The organism is Sphingobium cupriresistens LL01, assembly GCF_001046645.1.
GTDB classification, from domain to species: Bacteria; Pseudomonadota; Alphaproteobacteria; order Sphingomonadales; family Sphingomonadaceae; genus Sphingobium; species Sphingobium cupriresistens.
Map to the genome: position 1 here is coordinate 58,664 of NZ_KQ130437.1, position 18,122 is coordinate 76,785.

Genomic DNA, 18,122 nt, shown 5'->3' on the forward strand with positions numbered 1-18,122 from the left:
TCAAGCGTCCACCACGAGATCGCCCACCGATTTTGCCTGGCAGGCGAGGATGATACCGTCGGCCTTCTCGTCGGCGGCGAGAGCGTCTTCCACTTCCATCGTCACTTGGCCCTGCCGCAGCGGGACCTTGCACCTTCCGCAGATGCCGACCCTGCATTCATAGTCGATGGCCACGCCAATGGCCTCCGCCGCCTCGAGCACGGACTGATCGGGTGCGAGTGCACCGCTTTTGCCGGACTTCGAAAAAGCGATCGTCGCCTGCGCGGAAGGAATGGCGGGCGGCGTCTGCGGGGCGGCCGATGCCGAGCTGTCGGTCGCGGTCTCCGCCGGTTCATCTTCAAGGACGGGTCCGCCCTTGGGGGGCGCGAATTCCTCCGTCTTTACCTGCTCCGCCGGCACCTTGAGCTGCGCAAGCGCCGCCTTCACCGCGTCCATCATCGGCGGCGGGCCGCACAGGTGAACGCGCCTGCTGGCGATTTCGGGAACGGAAGCGGCGATGAAATCGGCCGTCAAATAACCGGAAGGCCCGGCCCAGTCGGTCCCTTCGGGCTTTGCGACGATGGAGACGATGTGAAGCTTGTGGTGGCGCCGCGCCAGATAGTCGCATTCCTCGCGAAAGATCAGATCCGTCGGCGTGTTGACACCGTAGAGGAGGTAGATGTCGTGTTCATAGGAGCGGTCCGTCAGGCTGCGCAGCACACTCATCATCGGTGTGATGCCGACTCCGCCGGCGATCAGGACGATCCCCTCGGCTTCCTTGCCGGTGAAGAAGAACCGGCCCGCGGGCGCCGCAATCTCGAGAAGGTCGCCCGTAGCGGCATGATCATGGAGATGGCGCGATTCCAGCCCATATTGTTCGCGCTTGATCGTGAGCTCGATATAGTCGCGCTGTGTGGGCGACGACGAGATCGTGTAGGATCGTCGGACCTTCTGGCCTTCGATCTCCGAGGTGATCGAGGCATATTGGCCGGGCAGGAACGTGAACGGCATCGGCCCGCGGTTCGGTTCCATGAGCCGGAACGTCTTGACGCTCGGGGTCTCGTCGAAGATCGCGGTGATCCGCAGGACGCCTTTCCACAGGCGCGGCGCTGCCGGCGTGGCGCTGCCGGGCGTAGCTGCGCCTGCAGGAGCAGCGGGCGCCGGCACGATGGGGGCCGGGGCCGGAGAGGTGGCCGGACTGGCCGGTGGTGTAGCCCCGCCTGGTGCGAGCCGCTCCACCAAGCTTGCGATGCGGCGCAGCCGCGCCCATCGGAGTAGCAGCGCCGCAACCAGAGCCGCCGCCAGCAGCGCCATCGCGATCAGGTGCCACCAGGAAAGGCCCGCCAGCTCGTTTCCGTATGCCATCTGGTCGCTGACGGCAAAACCCGACTGGGTCTTGAACCAGCTCAGGGCAATCTGCCGGGGAGGGCGGCCCTCTTCGAGGCCCCTGAGCGCGCCTGCTCCGCTGTCCGCGAGTGCGAGGCCTTCGCGGGCGCCCCTGATCGCATCCTGGGCTCCTTTCGTGTCGTTCGACATGAGAGCGTGGTGAAGCCGGGCTTGCTCCGCGGTCAGGACCTCGGCGCCCGACCCCAGGCGGGCGAGAGCCGCGGCGCGTACCGTCCGTCGTGCCTCATCGGTCAGGACGGGCCAGTCCATCAGCGAGGGGTAGAAGGGTTTGGCGCCGCCGTTTCCACAGCATCCCGCCGGTCCCGCGCCCATTTTGGTACCCGGCGACGGCACCATCATCCCTTTCATCATCGCCGCCATGGGATCGGCAGCTTTCGCCGCGGCCGGAGCTGCTGCCCCCATCACGTTGCCCGCTGGCATCGCCGCTGGCGCGGCGGCTCCGCCCGCTGGATGATGCGACGCGTGCTCTGACTCGGCCATCTGCGCCGACGCTGGCGGTGATCCGGAGATCATCGCCAGCGCGAGTGCGATACCGCTCGTCCTCAAAGCCCGCGATAGCTTGAGGCCGGTGATGTTGTTGTGAGGGCGCGTCACCTGAGGACTTCCTTACATGTCATCCTTCATGGGCATCGGCTTGTCCGCGGGCATCGGCGCCGGCTTCGCGGTGGCGGGTTTCGCATGGCGGCGGTGCGGGGCTGCCTTGTGCTTGGCCATCGGCATCTTCTTCATGCCGCAGCATCCGGCCTTCTTTGCCATCGGAGGCATGGCCGCAGGCATCTTGTCGTCCTGCATCGGCATGCCGGCCATGCCTGGCATCGCGTCGTGCTTCTCCATGCCGCCTGCCGGCATCGACCCGTTGGCGGAGGGCGCAGACTGGGTCGACGGATGGCCGGTGGTTTGCCCCTGGGCCGAGGCGATGGCGGGCGACAGCACGATTGCACCCCCTAGGGCGAGCGCGCGCAAGCGGGAAGAACGCGTCATGATCATGATCAATACTCCATTGCTATGACCGGCCGAACATCCGGCTGGCAACGGCCCCGAGGGACCACAAATCGATTTTCGCCAATATACGTAGTTTCCTGTTTCCCCGGCGTTGTCGCCCGGGCGCCCGGAGCCGGCGCCGATGCTCAATCATCGCGCGGGGTTCCCGTCGCCCGCTGCCAGGGCCAACGACCCTTGATCTCGACCTCTAGCGAGAAACTCAGGAAGGTTCGTATCAGCACAATGCCGGCAAGGACCGCGAGACTGCTAAGCGTTGGCTGGATCGCGATAGTGTTGATGATGTCGGCCGCAACCAGGAATTCGAGTCCGAGAAGAATGGCTTCACCGAGGCTCGACCTGAAGTTGCCGACGACATGTTGGTCGATCGGACCTTTCAGGGATTGCTGCAGGAATCTGATCAGCGAAGAACCGGCGCCCACGACGATGATCGCCGTCCCGGTGACTTCGATGGCACGCGTGATCCAGTGGATGCCCTCCACAATGAGGCTCTCGGTCATCACGGACACCTGTGCATCACGTGGCGAACTCTGCGACCTCCCAATGCGACGAGGCGATCGGGTTCGCGTTCGATGATCACCATGCGTTTGTCAGGCCGCCCCGGGGCGACTGTCTCTGGCCGCGCCAGGGAATAAAAGATGATGTCACCGCGTTCGTACCACGTCCCGGTGGCCTGCGGTGCACGGTCGGGCAAACTGATCTCATTATAAGATCCATCCGCCCGGAACTCCCAGGCTGTACCGGTCTTGCACCCGGACCGGGCGTCGAATGACCAGATACCGATGAGATCCGTCTTCGAGCCCAAATGCTGACCGGGCAGATGCTCGGCAACAGAAGGCTGGGCCAGGCCGCCAACCGCAGCGATAACAGCCAAGGCTAAACTTGCTCGGCTGAGGAGCGCGCGCGCTTGGCGCCGACTTGCCCAAAGCAGCAGTAAACCCAAACGCTGCAAAACAGGTCTCATATGGACGCCTTCACTGCGCGGGCGGCATGAGGGTCGCCGTCGCCAGGTGGGCTTCCCCTGGGAATGCTCGCGAGATGCGCGAGGATCGGGCAATCCGCGATGGGAATGTCGATCGAGCATTGGGCGGACAGGGCGGACAGGGCGGTCTTGATGCGGGTCAGATCATCGATACGGGTGGTCGCTTCATTTATCTTGCTCTCGGTGATGGCCAGGACATCGGCGGTTGTCGCGGTGTCGGACGCGCGCAAATCGAGCAGGCTTCCGATTTCGCGAAGCGTGAAACCCAGCTGCTGCCCCTTGCGAATGAACCGCACGCGCTCGAGATCGGCGTCGCCATAGGTGCGGTAACCGGCAGAAGACCGGGCGGGCGGAGGAAGCAGACCGTTGCGCTCGTAATAGCGGATGGTATCGGGACGGATGCCGAGCGCACGCGACAGCTTTCCGATCGTGAAATATGTCATGGCGCGTCTCCGTTGCCGCGACCATTCGAAAGGTCGCGGCATTATTCCTTCGAATTGGTCTTGCTCAGGTCGGGCAGTGCCGGGGTTTTCAGCCTGCTCGGCTTACATATCCTTCATCGGGGCGGACTGACTGTTGTCGGGCGTGCTCGTAGGCGGGGCGCCATTGGGCATCATCGGCCCACCCCGGCGCATGTCGCTGTGGTCCATATCCTGACGGTGGCGCTCATCCATATCGGCCGCCGTGTTGTCGGTCCCGACAGAGTCCGTGGCGGCGGCGGTGTCGTTTTCAAGAGCGCCGGGCGCGCTTGCAGAGGCATTGGAGGCAGCCTGGTTTTGCGTGCCGTCCGTCTTCTTGCCGCACGCAGCAAGCGTTCCGAGAAGCGCAAGGGCTGTGAGCCCCGAGACGATCTTCCCGGACGTATTCGTGAGGTGAGTCTTCATGATGTGTCTCCGAATGAGAGTGAGCGGTCGAACGCAAATCCCGTCGGACGAGCTTGATAAGCGTGCTCGACCGACAGATCAGGGTGTCATTGCTGCTTGAGAATCTGCAGGCAGCGATCGTGCGAGAGATTCATCGGGTTGCGCCCCTGTCCCTTCATCTCGTTGTGATCATGGGGCGTCGCGAGACCCATATTGTCTTCCATGGCCTTGCAGCTCGCGATCTGCGCGCTAGTCGGCGGAAGGGTCGCGCAAGCGCCGAGCAGCGCCAGTGGTAGCAATCCCAGCGAGATAGAGTATTTCATGTTCAGTCCTTCCCTGTGCAGGTGGTGTGGTCCTCTCCCACGGACATTTGTTCTGGCTGATCTGCGGCCAATTGAGACAGCCGCCCGTCCCGAACCAGAAAGAGGATCGGGCAAGGGTCGCTTTCGGCTTCGTGCGAGGGCGCTTCACCCAGCTGCTCAAGGCCTGTTTCGATAAGCTTGAGCTGTTCCACCCTGACCAGTGCTTCGCGCAGTTTGACCCGCGTGACGGCGAGGATATCCGACCCGGCGAGGGCGTCTCCGGCCCGCACCAGCAGGAGCGCGTGCGTTTCGGTGAGGGTGTAACCGAGCCCCTGTGCAGCGCGAACGAACTTGATGCGTTCGACGTCTGCAGGATGATAGACGCGGTATCCTGCACTGGTCCGTTGCGGAGCGGGGAGCAGGCCGGTGCGCTCATAATAACGTATGGTGTCCTTTCGAACGCCGGCAGCCTCGGCCAGCTCACCGATTCTAAGCCGTGACATGGCAAGTCTCGGAGGCACAGTGCCGCTTGGACCTAGGTCCAGGGTCAAGAGAAATATTTGGACGTCGGTCGATCATCGCCGCTCTCCTGTCCGCTCAAAGGCCGCGCGACTTTTCGTCGCTTGCGGCCGCCATCAGGCATCATGGGGAGCGGCAAGCCCCTCCCCGGCACGCCCTTATTTCTTGCGGAGCTCGACGATGTCGTGAACTGCGGGAGCGCCGTCGGCGACGCTCACATGCGCAAAATGGTCGTCAAATATATGATCGACCCTGACGTGGCCGATGAGGTCTCGGCGATAAGCGGGGCCGCTTCCTTTGTAGCCGGAGCCGGGCAGCGTCTTCACGCGATAGACGTCAAGCACCTGTCCGACTGTCGCGCCATCTGCTTTGCCGACACACACGATCGTTCCGGTCGTGTCCTTGCCGATGATCGATCCACGCATAAAAAAGCTGTGGCCGATGCCGGTCGCCAGAGCGGGGACCGCGCCGGCGAGGGCGATACTCGCCATGGCCATCGATATTGACTTCTTGAAGCGCATCTCGATTCCTTTCAATTCATGTCTCGTGCACCCAGGCCGGTGTTCGTCGCTTGGTTGCGAGCGATCGTGCCGGTCTCGTTCTGCAGCGAGGTGGCGTTGATGGTGGGGACGGCGGTCGCCGTCCCCGCTGCCGACTTATTTCCTGCGGAGTTCGACGATGTCGTGGACCTTCGGCGTGCCGTCGGCGATGCTCACATGCGCGAAATGGTCATCGAAAATGTGATCGATCTTGACGTGCCCGACGGCCACGCGCCGGAAGCCCGCGCCGGGGGTCTTCGAAGGTCCAGGTGTGCTTTCCACACGGTAGACCTCGAGGACCTGGCCTACGGTCGCGCCGTCGGCCTTACCCACACAAACGACCGTTCCGGTCGTGTCCTTGCCGACGATCGATCCACGCATGAAAAAGCTGTGGCCGATGCCCTGGGCGTAGGTAGGCGCGGCGCCGAGCACGGCGAGGCCTGCAAGCGCGATGGTGATCTTCTTCTTGAGCAACATGGTGGAAGCCTCCTTGGCTGAGTTTACAAGACCCGCCGAGGAAAACTGGCGGTGAAGAACCTTTCTTCGCCACCAAGACTATGGACCCGGCTCCCGACTCAATATGCGTAATGTTACGAAGCCCCATCAAAGCTCCGGGCAAACCCCGTGCCAAAACGTCGTCGCACTAATCGCATCTTTTGATACGCTCCCGCTACTAGCGGGTTGTGCTCTGGCGATAAGGGGTACGCGTACTCGATGGCCTGTAAATTAGGGCGATTCTCGCGGTCCAGGGTGCCGTCGGGCGGTACAAGGATCAAATCACTCACGCCCGCAGTATGCAACAGGATCATCATAGCTGCTCGGGCCGCTCAAGGAATTGATAGCGACAAAGCCGGTCGACATCAGGGCGCCCTCAGAACTTGGCCGGTTAAGCGTCGCCGCCCAAGAGCCTGGCTGAACAATGCAGAGGTACGGCGCAGCGGAAACCCGGCTATGATCAAAGTTGAATGTCCATCCTCCCGGTCATACTCCAGGTGATCTTGGATCCCTTTGGGTATGAAGTGAGTTGCAGGCATGCCCCCTTGGCAGCCGAGGAGGGTGAGGAGCCTAGAGGTAGGACGGAGTCGGTCAATGGAAGACAAGAAGAATGGCATGGGCATAGGCATGGGCTATGGCCGGTTCGTGGCGATGATTGCGACGTCTACGGTCGTGATGTTCGGGCTGATGTATCTCAACACCTATGCGCTGAGCCATGTCCAGTTCAGCCAGACGCGCACCTGGATGGCGCTCGTCATGGGCGCGGTCATGGCGGTGATCATGCTCAGTTTCATGTGGGGCATGTACAAGAACACCCGCCTCAATATCGGCATCCTGCTCGGTAGCGCTGCCATTTTTGGTTTAGCGCTTTGGCTGGTGCGGAGCCAGGAAACGGTCGACGACGTCTCCTACATGAAGGCGATGATCCCGCACCACTCGATTGCGATCATGACCAGCGAGCGCGCGCACATCAAGGACCCCGAGGTTCGAAAGCTGGCCGATGGCATCATCGACGCGCAGGTACGCGAGATCGCCCAAATGAAACAGATGATCGCGCGCCTGCAAGCTAACCCGGCGCCGGATGGCGCTCCGGACCTGCCCTCCTATCGCGATCGCGGTGCGTCGCCCCCGCCACCGCAAACCGACGAAAGCACCGGAATAGATACACGAAAGCCGATTTCCTGAGGTGTGTTCTTCGAAGTAAACAGGATGGGCACATGATCGGGTACTGTCGGAAAGGCTTCGTCATGCGCATCTTGCTCAAATATCCAGCGATCGACGCTCTTCGCGAAAGAAGCAGGATGGTGGAAGTATGACCGACATCGAGCGCAGCGGTCCGAGTGGCGCCAAAGGCGCTTCTGAGATCGTCCTCGTCACCGGAGCGAGCGGTTTTATCGCCGCGGCCCTGATCGCCCGGCTCGGCGAGCGCTACACGGTCGTCGGTCTCGATCGCGCCGGTCCGCCCGAGCCACCACCGCCCGCCGCCGCTATCGACATTGATGTCGGCTCGGATGAAGCGGTTCACGCTGCGCTCGAGGAGGTTCGCGCGCGATACGGCAACCGCATTGCTTCCGTCATTCATCTCGCCGCGTATTATGACATTTCTGGCGATCCCAATCCGCTCTACGACAAGGTAACCGTCCAAGGGACACGGCGGCTGATCGACGGACTCCAGTCGTTCGATGTCGAGCAATTCGTCTTCGCCAGCACGATGCTGGTCCATAAACCGACCGCCACTCCGCAGGAGCGCATCAACGAGGAATCGCCGATCGGTGCCTCCTGGGCGTACCCGCAGTCCAAAGTCGACACAGAGGCGCTGCTGCACGAGCGTCACGGACGGATACCCGTCGTCTACCTGCGACCCGCAGGAGTCTATGCCGACGAGGGACGCTCAGCGTTCCTCGCACAGCAGATATCGCAGATCTACGAGCACCGCCTGATCTCGCATTTCTATCCTGGCATGCTGTGCGCGGCGCAATCATCGGTGCACCGCGATGACCTGGCGGAAGCCGTGGTGCGCCTGGTCGATCGGCGGCACGATCTTCCGTCTGAACTGCCCCTGCTCATCGGCGAACCCGATGCCCCCGGCTACGCCGAAATCCAGGACATCGTCGGCGAGGCGCTCCACGGCGAGGGCTGGAAGACGATCCGCATCCCGCAGCCGCTCGCGAAGGCTGGTATCGTTCTTCAGAACGAGGCACTCGGCGACGACGATTTCATCCAGCCCTGGATGATCGACAGCAGCAACGACCACTACATTCTCGATATCTCGCGCGCACGGTCGCTACTTGGATGGGAGCCGAAGCACAGTCTTCGCGAAACGCTTCCGACGATCGTTGCGGCGTTGAAGCGCCACCCGCGCGCCTGGTACCGGAACAACAAGCTCAACGAAAACCTCGTCGCCTGGAACGACAAGTCCGATCCGAAGCCGGCCGAGCTGGACCATAACCCGCCTGAAGCGGCAGCCGGCGCGATGCCCGGCATGGAGCACGGAGCTAAGGACCATGGCAACATGGATCATGCCGCTGTGGGGCACGGGGCTGGGGACATGGCGATGTCCAGCCACGGTGCACATGGCGATCACATGGCCATGATGGACCGCGACGAGCGCCGTGCGCGCTGGGCGCTCTACGCCAACATCGGCCTCGGTCTGTGGCTCGCCTCGAGCCCGCTCATCTACGACTCCATGACCGCGCAGCGCGTCGGTGAGGCGGCGCGGTTCGTAACGGTCGATCGCGGTCTGCCGTCGATCGAGTGGCGTGCAAGCGCGCTGGCCGTAAGCGATCTTGTCAGCGGGCTTGCCATCGCGCTGTTCGGTGCGCTGTCGCTTGTACCACGCACCAAGACGTGGGCTCAGTGGGCGGTCGCATTCGTTGGGATCTGGCTGCTGTTCGCGCCGTTGATCTTTTGGAGCCCGAGCGCGGCGCAGTACAACAACGATTTGCTCATCGGCTCGGCTGTGATCGCGCTGTCGGTGCTCGTGCCGATGATGCCGGGTATGAGCATGGCAGGGATGATGGACCCCAAGAACATCCCACCCGGCTGGACCTATTCCCCGTCTACCGATGCCCAGCGGCTGCCGATCGTCGTGATGGGTCTGATAGGTCTTCTTACCTCGCGCATCCTGACGGCATACCAACTGGGCCACATCGATAGCGTCTGGGAACCCTTCTTTGTCGGCTCGTTGAGCGATCCGCGCAATGGTACCGAGGAGATCATCACGTCTAACATGTCAAAGGCGTGGCCGATTCCCGACGGCGGTCTCGGCACCATCAGCTACGTGCTCGAGATCCTGATGGCGGTGATGGGCACCCGCGACCGCTGGCGCACGATGCCGTGGATGGTGACCTTCTTCGGCATCCTGGTCATTCCACTCGGCGTGGTCAGCATCTATTTCATCATCAGCCAGCCCATCGTCATTGGCACCTGGAGCACGCTGGCGCTGATCGCCGCCCTCGCCATGCTGATCATGATCCCTTTCGCGCTCGACGAGGTCATCGCCATGGGTCAGTTCCTTGTGTGGGCGAAATGCCGCGGCAAGCCGCTGATTCGCACCTTCTTCCAGGGCGACGCGAGCGAGGCCGGCAGTGAGGACGCCTCCGACCTGATGTCGTCGCCTGCCGCATTTTGGGCCGATGCAAAGCGGGGGCTGACCCTGCCGTGGACGCTGGCGGTCAGTATCGCGCTCGGCGCATTCCTCATGCTCACGCGGGTGACACTGGGCAATGAGGGCGCCATGGCGAACAGCGACCATGTCATTGGTGCCCTGGTCATCACCGTCGCGATCATCGCCACCGCCGAAGTTGCCCGCGCCGTGCGCTTCATCAATGGCGCGCTCGGCGCCTGGCTGGTTGCTGCCCCTTTCCTGCTGACGGGGGCCGGCCACCTGGGAACGATCGTTTCGGTGATCATAGGGCTCGCCCTCGTCGGTCTCAGCCTTCCGCGCGGCAAGCGCAGCGCTGAACATTATGCGAGCTGGGACAAATATGTGATCTGAGGGTCGCTCTGCTCGACGTGGAATTGAACAGGAAAAGATACGTCACGTCTGTTGGGAATGCGGGACTCCGAACGGTCAACTTACGGCCGTGCGACCGGGTCGCTGAGATGTGAAATGCGGCCTGCTCGGGTGCAATAATGCTTTTCGACTGCATAAATCGACGCGAGTGCGAGAGGTCTGCAACGACCCTGGATTGCCCATCGACGAATGTCGGTTCGTGATCGCTACGGTAATCTTGCGACCGTCTGCCACTTTTTGAGGGGTAGGCGGCGGTCGCGCGTATTATGAAGAGTGGTAGCCTTGATGAATGGGTGCGGTGAAGGACGATATGAAACTCAAAGTCGCATTGTCGTTGGTCCTTGCGTCGGTTTCGGTCGCCAGCGCGGCGGCGACGCCTATCGTGGTTCACCGCGATCCGGGCTGTGGCTGCTGCGCGCAGTGGGCGGCGCAGGTGCGTAAGCAGTTCGGGCGCCAAGTAACCATCATCGACGATCGCCAGCGCTCCAGCTTCCAGCGGACCCAAGGCGTTCCTTCGGGCCTGTCATCCTGCCATACAGCGATTGTAGACGGCATGGCATTCGAGGGTCATGTCCCGATTACCGACATGAAGCGCGTCCTTGCCCAGAAGCCGCGCGGCGTGCGTGGACTTGCGGTTGCCGGGATGCCGATGGGCTCGCCGGGGATGGAAGTCCCGGGGCAACACGTGGACCCCTATAATGTCGTCGCCTTCGGTCCAGGTGGACAGCATGTCTTTGCGCGTCATGGCGGACGATGATGTCGTTGTTCTACGATAAGGACGGGTGTAAGAAGTAACGGCTGTGAAACGGGTACTGCATCTCTTCCTCCTGCTGGGAGCCTTGGTTGGCCTCATGGGCCAAGCGGCGGCCTATGCCTCTAACCCGGCCCCGGTTTCCGCGCCGATGGCGATTTCGGGAATGAGCGCAGATTGCATGAATGCGATGGCTCAGAAACAACAGCCCTCGGGCAAGCCCTGCAAGGGGCTGACGCTCGACTGCGTCGCATCAATGGGCTGTGTCGTTCCGATGGTTCTGCGCGACGCGCCGCGCGTCCCGGCATCGCCGGTGGCTCACGGAGCTATGGCATTCTGGACCACGACGTCGACCCTGCATGGCAGTGATCTGACCCCCGAGCCTGAACCACCGACTATCCTTGGCTGATCGACCACAGCCGTCAGGCTGACAGGATCGGTGCGCCTATCGCGCACTCAAACATCCTGTCCGATCTGCGGCTACCACGATGATTTGCCAAAGGATTACAGTCATGAAAAACCGTGTTTTCTACGCCCTGCTGGGCGTAGCCCTTGCCGCGCCTGCCGCCGCATTCGCCGGCCAGCCCGACCACAGCCAACAATCCGGTCATTATGAGTGGAAGTCGGTTCCCCAATATGGCCCGCGCGCCACGGGACCGGCTCAGCGGCGCGTCTGGGTGCCTGATACCGCGAAGATGGCCAACTGCGACTGCGACATGATGAAGATGAGCTCCGCGGATTGTATGAAGGAGATGCATGGCATGATGTCTCCGTCCGGCGCCTCGGCTGGCTAGCAGCAGGTTCTGGCCGCTTCAGGTCGCATAGACGGCTAGGCCAGCAGTGGCGGCGGGATACCCCTTCCTGCCGCCACTGACATGCCTGGTGTGCCACGCTTGCCTGAACCTCCGATCAGGAGATCTCCATGCGATTATTTTTGTGTATGCCGCTGTTAGCGGCAATCCCCGGCATTGCCTTCGCCGAGCCGCTCACCTTCGACGCGGCCCTCCAGCGCGCCCGGCAGGAAGCGCCGTCGCTCAAGGCGAAGGCGCTCGGTGCCAACGCCGCCCGTTCCGTGCGCGGCGCGGCCGGCGCCCTGCCTGATCCGACGCTTGCAGTTGGGATCGACAGTTTCCCGGTATCGGGACCGCTCGCGTTCGAGCCGCAGCGCGACAATTTCAGCATGGCGCGGGTCGGCGTGTCCCAGGACATTCCCAATCTCGCCAAGCGCCATGCGCAACAGGCGCGCGCCGACAGCGACATAAAGGCGGCCGAGGCTGATACCGCAGTCCAGGCGCGCACGGTCGAGGTTGGCACCGCGCTAGCCTGGATCAACTTGGCCTATGCCGAGCGCAGGCTCGCCGTGCTCGACGATATTCTGTCCGGTCTCGAGCGTGTGGTGGGAACGACGCCAGGTGCGGTCGCATCGGGAGGCGCGCGCCCGGCGCAGACCCTTGCAGGGCGCCAAGCCGTCGCCGCGATGCAGGATCGCCGCAGTGAACTGGTCTCGAACGTGGCGCGGGCACGCGCGACGCTAACCCGGTGGACCGGAGACCCCGCGCCGGAGATCGCCGGACCGATCCCCGATTTTGCGGTCGACGCAGCGGGTCTGCGCGCAGGACTCGACCGCCACCCCACCATCCAGATGATCGATGCCCAGGCCGGGCAGGCGGATGCCGATGTGCGCGTAGCCAATGCCGGCCGGCGTTCCGATTTTGGTGTCAACCTGGCCTACCAGCGCCGCGATCCCCGGTTCGGCGACTATGTCTCGGCCGGTGTGACGGTCAGCCTGCCGTTCTTCACGCGCAGTCGCCAGAATGCCGGGATCGCGGCAGCCCAGGCAAATGCCGGACGAGTGATGGCTGAACGCGAGGCCTCGCGGCGCGCGCTCGCCGCCGACCTTGATGCGGATATCGCCGACCATGTCATGCACCATGAGCAATGGATGCGTGCGCAGAGCACACTGCAACCGCTCGCTGAGCAGCGCGTGAAATTGGAAACCGCCAGTTATGCGGCTGGTCGTGCCAGTCTCGTCGATATCGCCGACGCCTATGCCGCGCTGGCCGATGCCACCATCACGACTCTTGATCGTGAAGCCCTGGTCACCGCGGACGGTGCGCGGCTGACACTCACCTACCGGAGCGCAAATCGATGAGCCAGGTTATGATAGCCCGCGGGTGGCTCTTTGGCGCAGCTGCTGCTCTTGCGCTTGCTGCCGGCGGTCTCGGGTTCGCTCTAGCGGGCTTCCAGGGCACAAAAGATGGTGGGGCCGTAAAGCCGGCAGCGCGCAAGATTCTTTATTGGTACGATCCGATGATACCGGCCGAGCACCATGAGGGTCCGGGTCTCTCATCCATGGGTATGCAGACGATCCCTCGTTATGCGGACGAGGGCGGAGCAAGCGCGCAGGTGCCGGGCATTTCGGTCGACGCTTCCGCCTCGCAGGCGCTCGGTCTGCGGATCGCCACGGTGCAACGCGGCGAGCTGGCTAGCAGCCTCACCGCGACCGGTACAATCGACTTCAACCAGCGCGATGTCGCGATCGTCCAGGCACGTGCCGGGGGCTTCGTGCAGCGAGTCTATGGTCGCGCGCCGGGTGACGTGGTCGGCGCGGGGGCGCCGCTCGCCGATATCCTGGTGCCGGAGTGGGGCGGGGCGCAGGCCGAGTTTCTCGCGGTGCGCCGCACCGGCAACGCAGCACTGACCCAGGCGGCCCGCCAGCGACTCATGCTGCTTGGCATGCCGTCTGGCACCATCGCGTCGGTCGAGCGCGGCGGCCGTCCGCACAATGTCATCACGATCTCCACGCCGATCGGCGGCGTTGTCAAAACATTGGACGTGCGAGCCGGCATGACACTGACGGCAGGACAGACGCTCGCAGAGGTGAATGGTCTCGGCACTGTCTGGCTCAATGCCGCCGTGCCCGAGGCGATCGCCGGACCGCTCAAACCCGGGCAAACCGTGCGGGCGACGCTCGCGGCATTTCCCGGCGAGATCTTGTCGGGCCGCGTTTCAGCGATCCTGCCGCAGACGCAAGCCGACAGCCGGACGCTGACCGTGCGGATCGAGTTGCCCAACCGCAGCGGACGCCTGCGTCCCGGCATGTTCGCAACCGTGTCGTTTGGCGGAGCCACGCAACCGGCGCTGCTGGTGCCCTCCGAAGCGCTGATCCGTACCGGCAAGCGGACATTGGTGATGCTCGCGCTCGACAAGGGCCGCTATCGGCCGGCCGAGGTCCAGACCGGGCGGGAATCCGGGGGCCAGACTGAGATCCTGGCGGGCCTGGGCGAGGGTGAGAAGATCGTCGCGTCGGGCCAGTTCCTGATAGACTCCGAGGCGAGCCTGTCCGGAGTCCAGGCGCGGCCGATCGGGGGTGGCGCGCCTATAGCCGCCAAACCCGCTGCTACTGGCAGACTCTACGAGACCGTTGGAAAGATCGAGCAGATCACCGCCAATTCGGTGACGCTCAGCCATGAGCCGGTGCCTGCGATCGGTTGGCCGGCGATGACGATGACCTTCCAGCTACCCGATCCTAAGATCGCGCGCGGCCTCAAGACCGGCGATCGGGTCCGTTTTGGATTCGATCAACCTTCCGCCGGAGCCACTGTGCGGCGCATGGCGAAGGTCGCGGGCCAGTGATCGCCCATCTCATCCGCTGGTCGGTCCGTAACCGGTTCTTCGTCCTGATCGGCATGCTTGCGCTGGTCGGGGCGGGGCTGTGGGCGGTGCGTTCGACCCCGATCGATGCGCTGCCCGATCTCTCCGATACCCAAGTCATCATCCGCACCAGCTATCCGGGACAGGCGCCGCAGATCGTCGAGAACCAGGTCACCTATCCGCTGACCACCACCATGCTGTCGGTTCCCGGCGCGAAGACGGTGCGCGGCTATTCCTTCTTCGGCGATAGCCTCGTCTATGTGATCTTCGAAGACGGCACCGACCTTTATTGGGCGCGCAGCCGGGTGCTCGAATATCTCAATCAGGTGCAGGGACGGCTGCCGGCAAGCGCCCGCAGCGCGCTCGGACCGGACGCCACCGGGGTTGGCTGGGTCTATGAATATGCGCTGGTCGACCGCACCGGCCGCCACGACCTGTCGCAGCTCCGTGGGATTCAGGACTGGTTCCTGCGCTACGAGCTGAAGACCGTGACCGGCGTCGCTGAGGTGGCCAGCATGGGCGGCATGGTCAAGCAGTATCAGGTGCTGCTCGATCCGGTGAAGCTGGCCGCTTATGGGATCACCCATCAGCAAGCGGTCCAGGCGATCAGCCAAGCCAATCAGGAAGCGGGCGGCTCGGTGCTGGAGATGGCCGAAGCCGAATATATGGTTCGCGCCTCGGGCTATCTGAAGACGCTCGACGATTTCCGGGCGATTCCGCTCAGGACCGGCGCCGGTGGCGTGCCCGTGCGGTTGGGCGATGTCGCCACCATCCAGATCGGCCCGGAGATGCGACGCGGCATCGCCGAGCTGAACGGCGAAGGCGAGGTCGCCGGTGGCGTGGTGATCCTGCGTTCGGGCAAGAACGCGCGCGAAACGATCGCCGGAGTCAAGGACAAGCTCACCGAACTGAAAAAGAGCCTGCCACCCGGCGTCGAGGTGGTGACGGTCTACGATCGTTCGCAGCTCATTGATCGCGCAGTCGAGAATCTCACCCACAAGCTGGTCGAAGAGTTCATCGTCGTCGCCATCGTCTGCGGCCTGTTCCTCTGGCACGTCCGTTCAGCGCTGGTCGCGATCCTCACTCTTCCGCTGGGGGTGCTGGCGGCGTTCGTCGTGATGCGCTTCCAGGGGGTGAATGCCAACATCATGTCCTTGGGCGGCATCGCCATCGCGATCGGCGCGATGGTCGATGCGGCCGTCGTCATGATCGAGAATGCCCACAAGAAGATCGAGCACTGGGAACAGGATCATCCGGGCAAGCATCTCGAGGGCGAGATGCGCTGGATTGTCATCACCGAAGCCGCCGCAGAGGTTGGCCCCGCCCTGTTCTTCAGCCTGCTGATCATCACGCTCTCCTTCATTCCCGTGTTTACACTCGAAGGACAGGAAGGGCGGCTGTTCGCGCCGCTCGCTTTCACCAAGACCTACGCGATGGCGTCGGCGGCGATCCTATCGGTGACCTTGGTGCCGATCCTGATGGGTCTGCTGATCCGCGGGAAGATCCCGCCCGAGCAATCCAACCCGGTCAACCGCTGGCTCACCAACATCTACCGGCCCGCAATCGACTGGACGATGCGGCGGCCCAAGACGGTACTGCTTATCGCGGCTCTGGTGTTCGCGACCACGGCCTGGCCGCTCACCCACCTCGGCGGTGAGTTCATGCCCAATATGGACGAAGGCGACCTGCTTTACATGCCGTCAGCACTGCCCGGGTTGTCGGCGGCGAAAGCGTCGCAACTGCTCCAGCAGACCGACCGGTTGATCAAGACCGTGCCCGAAGTCGAGAGCGTATTCGGCAAAGCCGGACGCGCCGAGACCGCCACCGATCCGGCGCCGCTGGAGATGTTCGAGACGACCATTCAGTTCAAACCCCGCGACCAATGGCGGGCGGGGATGACACCCGACAAGCTTGTTGAAGAACTGGATCGTACGGTGAAACTCCCCGGCCTCGCCAATGTCTGGGTTCCGCCAATCCGCAACCGCATCGATATGCTGGCGACCGGCATCAAGAGCCCGATCGGGGTCAAGGTGTCGGGGTCCGATCTCGTCCAGCTCGACCGGATCGCCCATGATGTCGAGACGGTGGCGAAGACCGTGCCCGGCGTCAGTTCGGCGCTGGCCGAGCGGCTGACCGGTGGGCGCTATGTCGATGTCGACATCGATCGCGCTGCCGCCGCCAGGTTCGGGCTCAACATCACCGATGTGCAGGCGATCGTTTCGGGTGCGATCGGGGGCGAGACGATTGGCGAAACGGTCGAAGGCCTAGCCCGCTACCCGATCAGCGTGCGCTACCCGCGCGAGGTGCGCGACAGCCTGGAAGGCCTCCGCACGCTCCCGGTCCTGACGCCATCGGGGCAGCAGATCACGCTCGGCACGGTCGCGAACATATCGATCGCTGAAGGGCCGCCGATGCTCAAGACCGAAAATGCGCGCCCCTCCACCTGGGTCTATGTCGATGTTCGCGGGCGCGATCTCGCCTCCGTCGTCGGCGATCTCCAGCGCGCGGTGGCGAAGCAGGTCAAGCTCTCGCCGGGCGTCAGCATCGCCTATTCCGGCCAGTTCGAATATCTCGAGCGTGCGGTCGACAAGCTGAAGCTGGTTGTGCCTGCAACGCTGCTGATCATCTTTGTGCTGCTCTACATGATCTTCGGCCGGTTCGATGAAGCCGCGCTGATCATGGGCACGCTGCCGTTCGCGCTCACAGGGGGCATCTGGATTCTCTATTTGCTAGGTTTCAACCAATCGGTCGCGACCGGCGTCGGGTTTATCGCGCTCGCCGGCGTTTCGGCCGAGTTCGGCGTGGTGATGCTGATCTACCTCAAGAACGCACTGGAAGAACGCGGCGCCGGTCCCGATGCTACTCAGGTCGAGGCTGCGGTGCGCGAAGGTGCGCTGCTCCGCGTCCGGCCTAAGGCGATGACGGTCGCGGTTATCCTCGCCGGCCTGCTGCCGATCCTATTGGGATCTGGCGCGGGCTCGGAAGTGATGAGCCGGATCGCCGCGCCGATGATCGGCGGCATGCTCACCGCGCCGCTCCTGTCCATGTTCGTACTTCCTGCGGCCTATCTTCTGCTCCGGCGGCCGAAGAGCAAGCCCACACCTCAACCTCTTATTTCATGAAGGAGAAGACCATGAAGCATGCACGACTGACTATTGCCCTCGGCCTCGCCGCCTTGACCGCTGCGTGCGGTAAGAAAGCGGAAACGCCGGTTGCGGCCGAGACCAACCAGGCGGCGCCCGCCGCCGCCATGAGCGGTGACATGGGCAATATGGCGATGGCACCAGCTGCCACTGCGCCGATCATGGCCAAGGGTCATGGCACGGTCACCGCGATCGACAAGACCGCTGGCACGATCACGCTCGACCATGGCCCGATCCCGGAAGCCAACTGGCCGGCAATGACCATGGCGTTCAAGGCCGCGCCTGCGATATCCGACGCGGCGAAGGTGGGCGACAAGGTCGATTTTGATGTCACGCTTGTGGGCAGCGCCGGTGAGGTAACAGCGATCCAAAAGAAGCCTTAAGCAGGGGATTTTATAAGGCCCATTAAAGGCTAATTAACCTCGTTCCTTCACGCTTCAGTGATGAAAAAAGAACGAGCTGGGCGCGAAACGC

At 63.3% G+C, this 18,122-nt stretch carries 19 protein-coding genes; 9 read left to right on the forward strand and 10 right to left on the reverse strand.

Annotated elements, in window-relative coordinates:
• The 10 genes from V473_RS19080 to V473_RS19125 all read right to left on the reverse strand — a co-directional run bounded on the left by V473_RS19080 (position 1) and on the right by V473_RS19125 (position 6,067).
• The gene (locus V473_RS19080) at positions 1-1,980 is read right to left on the reverse strand and encodes an FAD-binding oxidoreductase (RefSeq protein ID WP_024018503.1); all 1,980 of its coding nucleotides are present in this window, start codon (positions 1,978-1,980) and stop codon (positions 1-3) included.
• Positions 1,981-1,992: 12 nt separating this feature from the next.
• A complete protein-coding gene (locus tag V473_RS19085) occupies positions 1,993-2,373 on the reverse strand; it encodes a hypothetical protein (RefSeq protein ID WP_024018504.1) in 381 nt (126 codons plus the stop codon).
• Between the two features lie 140 nt (positions 2,374-2,513).
• Entirely contained in the window at positions 2,514-2,885 is a 372-nt protein-coding gene (locus V473_RS19090) for a DUF1622 domain-containing protein (protein WP_024018505.1), read from the reverse strand.
• Positions 2,885-3,349 carry a hypothetical protein gene (locus tag V473_RS19095; RefSeq protein ID WP_031308715.1) on the reverse strand — a complete coding sequence of 155 codons (465 nt, stop codon included), beginning with the start codon at positions 3,347-3,349 and terminating at the stop codon, positions 2,885-2,887. The genes V473_RS19090 and V473_RS19095 overlap by 1 nt, the downstream gene beginning before the upstream one ends.
• Positions 3,346-3,810 (reverse strand): heavy metal-responsive transcriptional regulator, encoded by a 465-nt coding sequence (locus V473_RS19100; protein WP_024018507.1) that lies wholly within the window; start codon positions 3,808-3,810, stop codon positions 3,346-3,348. The genes V473_RS19095 and V473_RS19100 overlap by 4 nt, the downstream gene beginning before the upstream one ends.
• 102 nt (positions 3,811-3,912) lie before the next feature.
• Positions 3,913-4,251, reverse strand: coding sequence for a hypothetical protein (locus tag V473_RS19105; RefSeq protein ID WP_024018508.1), 339 nt, complete (start codon positions 4,249-4,251; stop codon positions 3,913-3,915).
• An 86-nt stretch (positions 4,252-4,337) separates the two neighbouring features.
• A complete protein-coding gene (locus V473_RS19110; protein WP_024018509.1) occupies positions 4,338-4,553 on the reverse strand; it encodes a hypothetical protein in 216 nt (71 codons plus the stop codon).
• Between the two features lie 2 nt (positions 4,554-4,555).
• Positions 4,556-5,035, reverse strand: a complete 480-nt coding sequence (locus tag V473_RS23110; RefSeq protein WP_082679233.1) for a MerR family transcriptional regulator — start codon at positions 5,033-5,035, stop codon at positions 4,556-4,558.
• Positions 5,036-5,209: 174 nt separating this feature from the next.
• Positions 5,210-5,572: a hypothetical protein gene (locus V473_RS19120; protein WP_024018511.1), complete on the reverse strand. Its 363-nt coding sequence runs from the start codon at positions 5,570-5,572 to the stop codon at positions 5,210-5,212.
• Positions 5,573-5,707: 135 nt separating this feature from the next.
• On the reverse strand, positions 5,708-6,067 hold the full coding sequence (locus V473_RS19125; RefSeq protein ID WP_024018512.1) for a hypothetical protein: 360 nt from the start codon (positions 6,065-6,067) through the stop codon (positions 5,708-5,710).
• Between the two features lie 612 nt (positions 6,068-6,679).
• Here V473_RS19125 and V473_RS19130 point away from each other — a divergent pair.
• From V473_RS19130 to V473_RS19170, 9 genes are all read left to right on the forward strand, one after another.
• Positions 6,680-7,270: a DUF305 domain-containing protein gene (locus V473_RS19130; RefSeq protein ID WP_024018513.1), complete on the forward strand. Its 591-nt coding sequence runs from the start codon at positions 6,680-6,682 to the stop codon at positions 7,268-7,270.
• 127 nt (positions 7,271-7,397) lie between these two features.
• Positions 7,398-10,082 (forward strand): NAD-dependent epimerase/dehydratase family protein, encoded by a 2,685-nt coding sequence (locus V473_RS19135; RefSeq protein ID WP_024018514.1) that lies wholly within the window; start codon positions 7,398-7,400, stop codon positions 10,080-10,082.
• A gap of 328 nt (positions 10,083-10,410) precedes the next feature.
• A complete protein-coding gene (locus V473_RS19140) occupies positions 10,411-10,857 on the forward strand; it encodes a DUF411 domain-containing protein (protein WP_031308719.1) in 447 nt (148 codons plus the stop codon).
• A 43-nt stretch (positions 10,858-10,900) separates the two neighbouring features.
• A complete protein-coding gene (locus V473_RS19145) occupies positions 10,901-11,260 on the forward strand; it encodes a hypothetical protein (RefSeq protein WP_024018516.1) in 360 nt (119 codons plus the stop codon).
• 103 nt (positions 11,261-11,363) lie between these two features.
• A complete protein-coding gene (locus V473_RS19150; protein WP_024018517.1) occupies positions 11,364-11,645 on the forward strand; it encodes a hypothetical protein in 282 nt (93 codons plus the stop codon).
• A 128-nt stretch (positions 11,646-11,773) separates the two neighbouring features.
• Positions 11,774-13,003 carry a TolC family protein gene (locus V473_RS19155; RefSeq protein WP_066608845.1) on the forward strand — a complete coding sequence of 410 codons (1,230 nt, stop codon included), beginning with the start codon at positions 11,774-11,776 and terminating at the stop codon, positions 13,001-13,003.
• Positions 13,000-14,487 carry an efflux RND transporter periplasmic adaptor subunit gene (locus V473_RS19160; RefSeq protein WP_066608847.1) on the forward strand — a complete coding sequence of 496 codons (1,488 nt, stop codon included), beginning with the start codon at positions 13,000-13,002 and terminating at the stop codon, positions 14,485-14,487. Before V473_RS19155 ends, V473_RS19160 begins: the two co-directional genes overlap by 4 nt.
• Positions 14,484-17,627, forward strand: a complete 3,144-nt coding sequence (locus V473_RS19165; RefSeq protein ID WP_066608849.1) for an efflux RND transporter permease subunit — start codon at positions 14,484-14,486, stop codon at positions 17,625-17,627. The genes V473_RS19160 and V473_RS19165 overlap by 4 nt, the downstream gene beginning before the upstream one ends.
• Complete coding sequence (locus V473_RS19170; RefSeq protein ID WP_066608853.1) at positions 17,624-18,031, forward strand: copper-binding protein; 408 nt, start codon at positions 17,624-17,626, stop codon at positions 18,029-18,031. The genes V473_RS19165 and V473_RS19170 overlap by 4 nt, the downstream gene beginning before the upstream one ends.
• Positions 18,032-18,122: the final 91 nt, after the last annotated feature.

Excerpts from the sequence above, each read along its gene's own strand:
- V473_RS19085 (WP_024018504.1), bottom strand. The coding sequence starts at position 2,373 with ATGATCATGACGCGTTCTTCCCGCTTGCGCGCGCTCGCCCTAGGGGGT.
- V473_RS19090 (WP_024018505.1), bottom strand. The coding sequence starts at position 2,885 with ATGACCGAGAGCCTCATTGTGGAGGGCATCCACTGGATCACGCGTGCC.
- V473_RS19095 (WP_031308715.1), bottom strand. The coding sequence starts at position 3,349 with ATGAGACCTGTTTTGCAGCGTTTGGGTTTACTGCTGCTTTGGGCAAGT.
- V473_RS19100 (WP_024018507.1), bottom strand. The coding sequence starts at position 3,810 with ATGACATATTTCACGATCGGAAAGCTGTCGCGTGCGCTCGGCATCCGT.
- V473_RS19105 (WP_024018508.1), bottom strand. The coding sequence starts at position 4,251 with ATGAAGACTCACCTCACGAATACGTCCGGGAAGATCGTCTCGGGGCTC.
- V473_RS19110 (WP_024018509.1), bottom strand. The coding sequence starts at position 4,553 with ATGAAATACTCTATCTCGCTGGGATTGCTACCACTGGCGCTGCTCGGC.
- V473_RS23110 (WP_082679233.1), bottom strand. The coding sequence starts at position 5,035 with ATGTCACGGCTTAGAATCGGTGAGCTGGCCGAGGCTGCCGGCGTTCGA.
- V473_RS19120 (WP_024018511.1), bottom strand. The coding sequence starts at position 5,572 with ATGCGCTTCAAGAAGTCAATATCGATGGCCATGGCGAGTATCGCCCTC.
- V473_RS19125 (WP_024018512.1), bottom strand. The coding sequence starts at position 6,067 with ATGTTGCTCAAGAAGAAGATCACCATCGCGCTTGCAGGCCTCGCCGTG.
- V473_RS19130 (WP_024018513.1), top strand. The coding sequence starts at position 6,680 with ATGGAAGACAAGAAGAATGGCATGGGCATAGGCATGGGCTATGGCCGG.
- V473_RS19135 (WP_024018514.1), top strand. The coding sequence starts at position 7,398 with ATGACCGACATCGAGCGCAGCGGTCCGAGTGGCGCCAAAGGCGCTTCT.
- V473_RS19140 (WP_031308719.1), top strand. The coding sequence starts at position 10,411 with ATGAAACTCAAAGTCGCATTGTCGTTGGTCCTTGCGTCGGTTTCGGTC.
- V473_RS19150 (WP_024018517.1), top strand. The coding sequence starts at position 11,364 with ATGAAAAACCGTGTTTTCTACGCCCTGCTGGGCGTAGCCCTTGCCGCG.
- V473_RS19155 (WP_066608845.1), top strand. The coding sequence starts at position 11,774 with ATGCGATTATTTTTGTGTATGCCGCTGTTAGCGGCAATCCCCGGCATT.
- V473_RS19160 (WP_066608847.1), top strand. The coding sequence starts at position 13,000 with ATGAGCCAGGTTATGATAGCCCGCGGGTGGCTCTTTGGCGCAGCTGCT.
- V473_RS19170 (WP_066608853.1), top strand. The coding sequence starts at position 17,624 with ATGAAGGAGAAGACCATGAAGCATGCACGACTGACTATTGCCCTCGGC.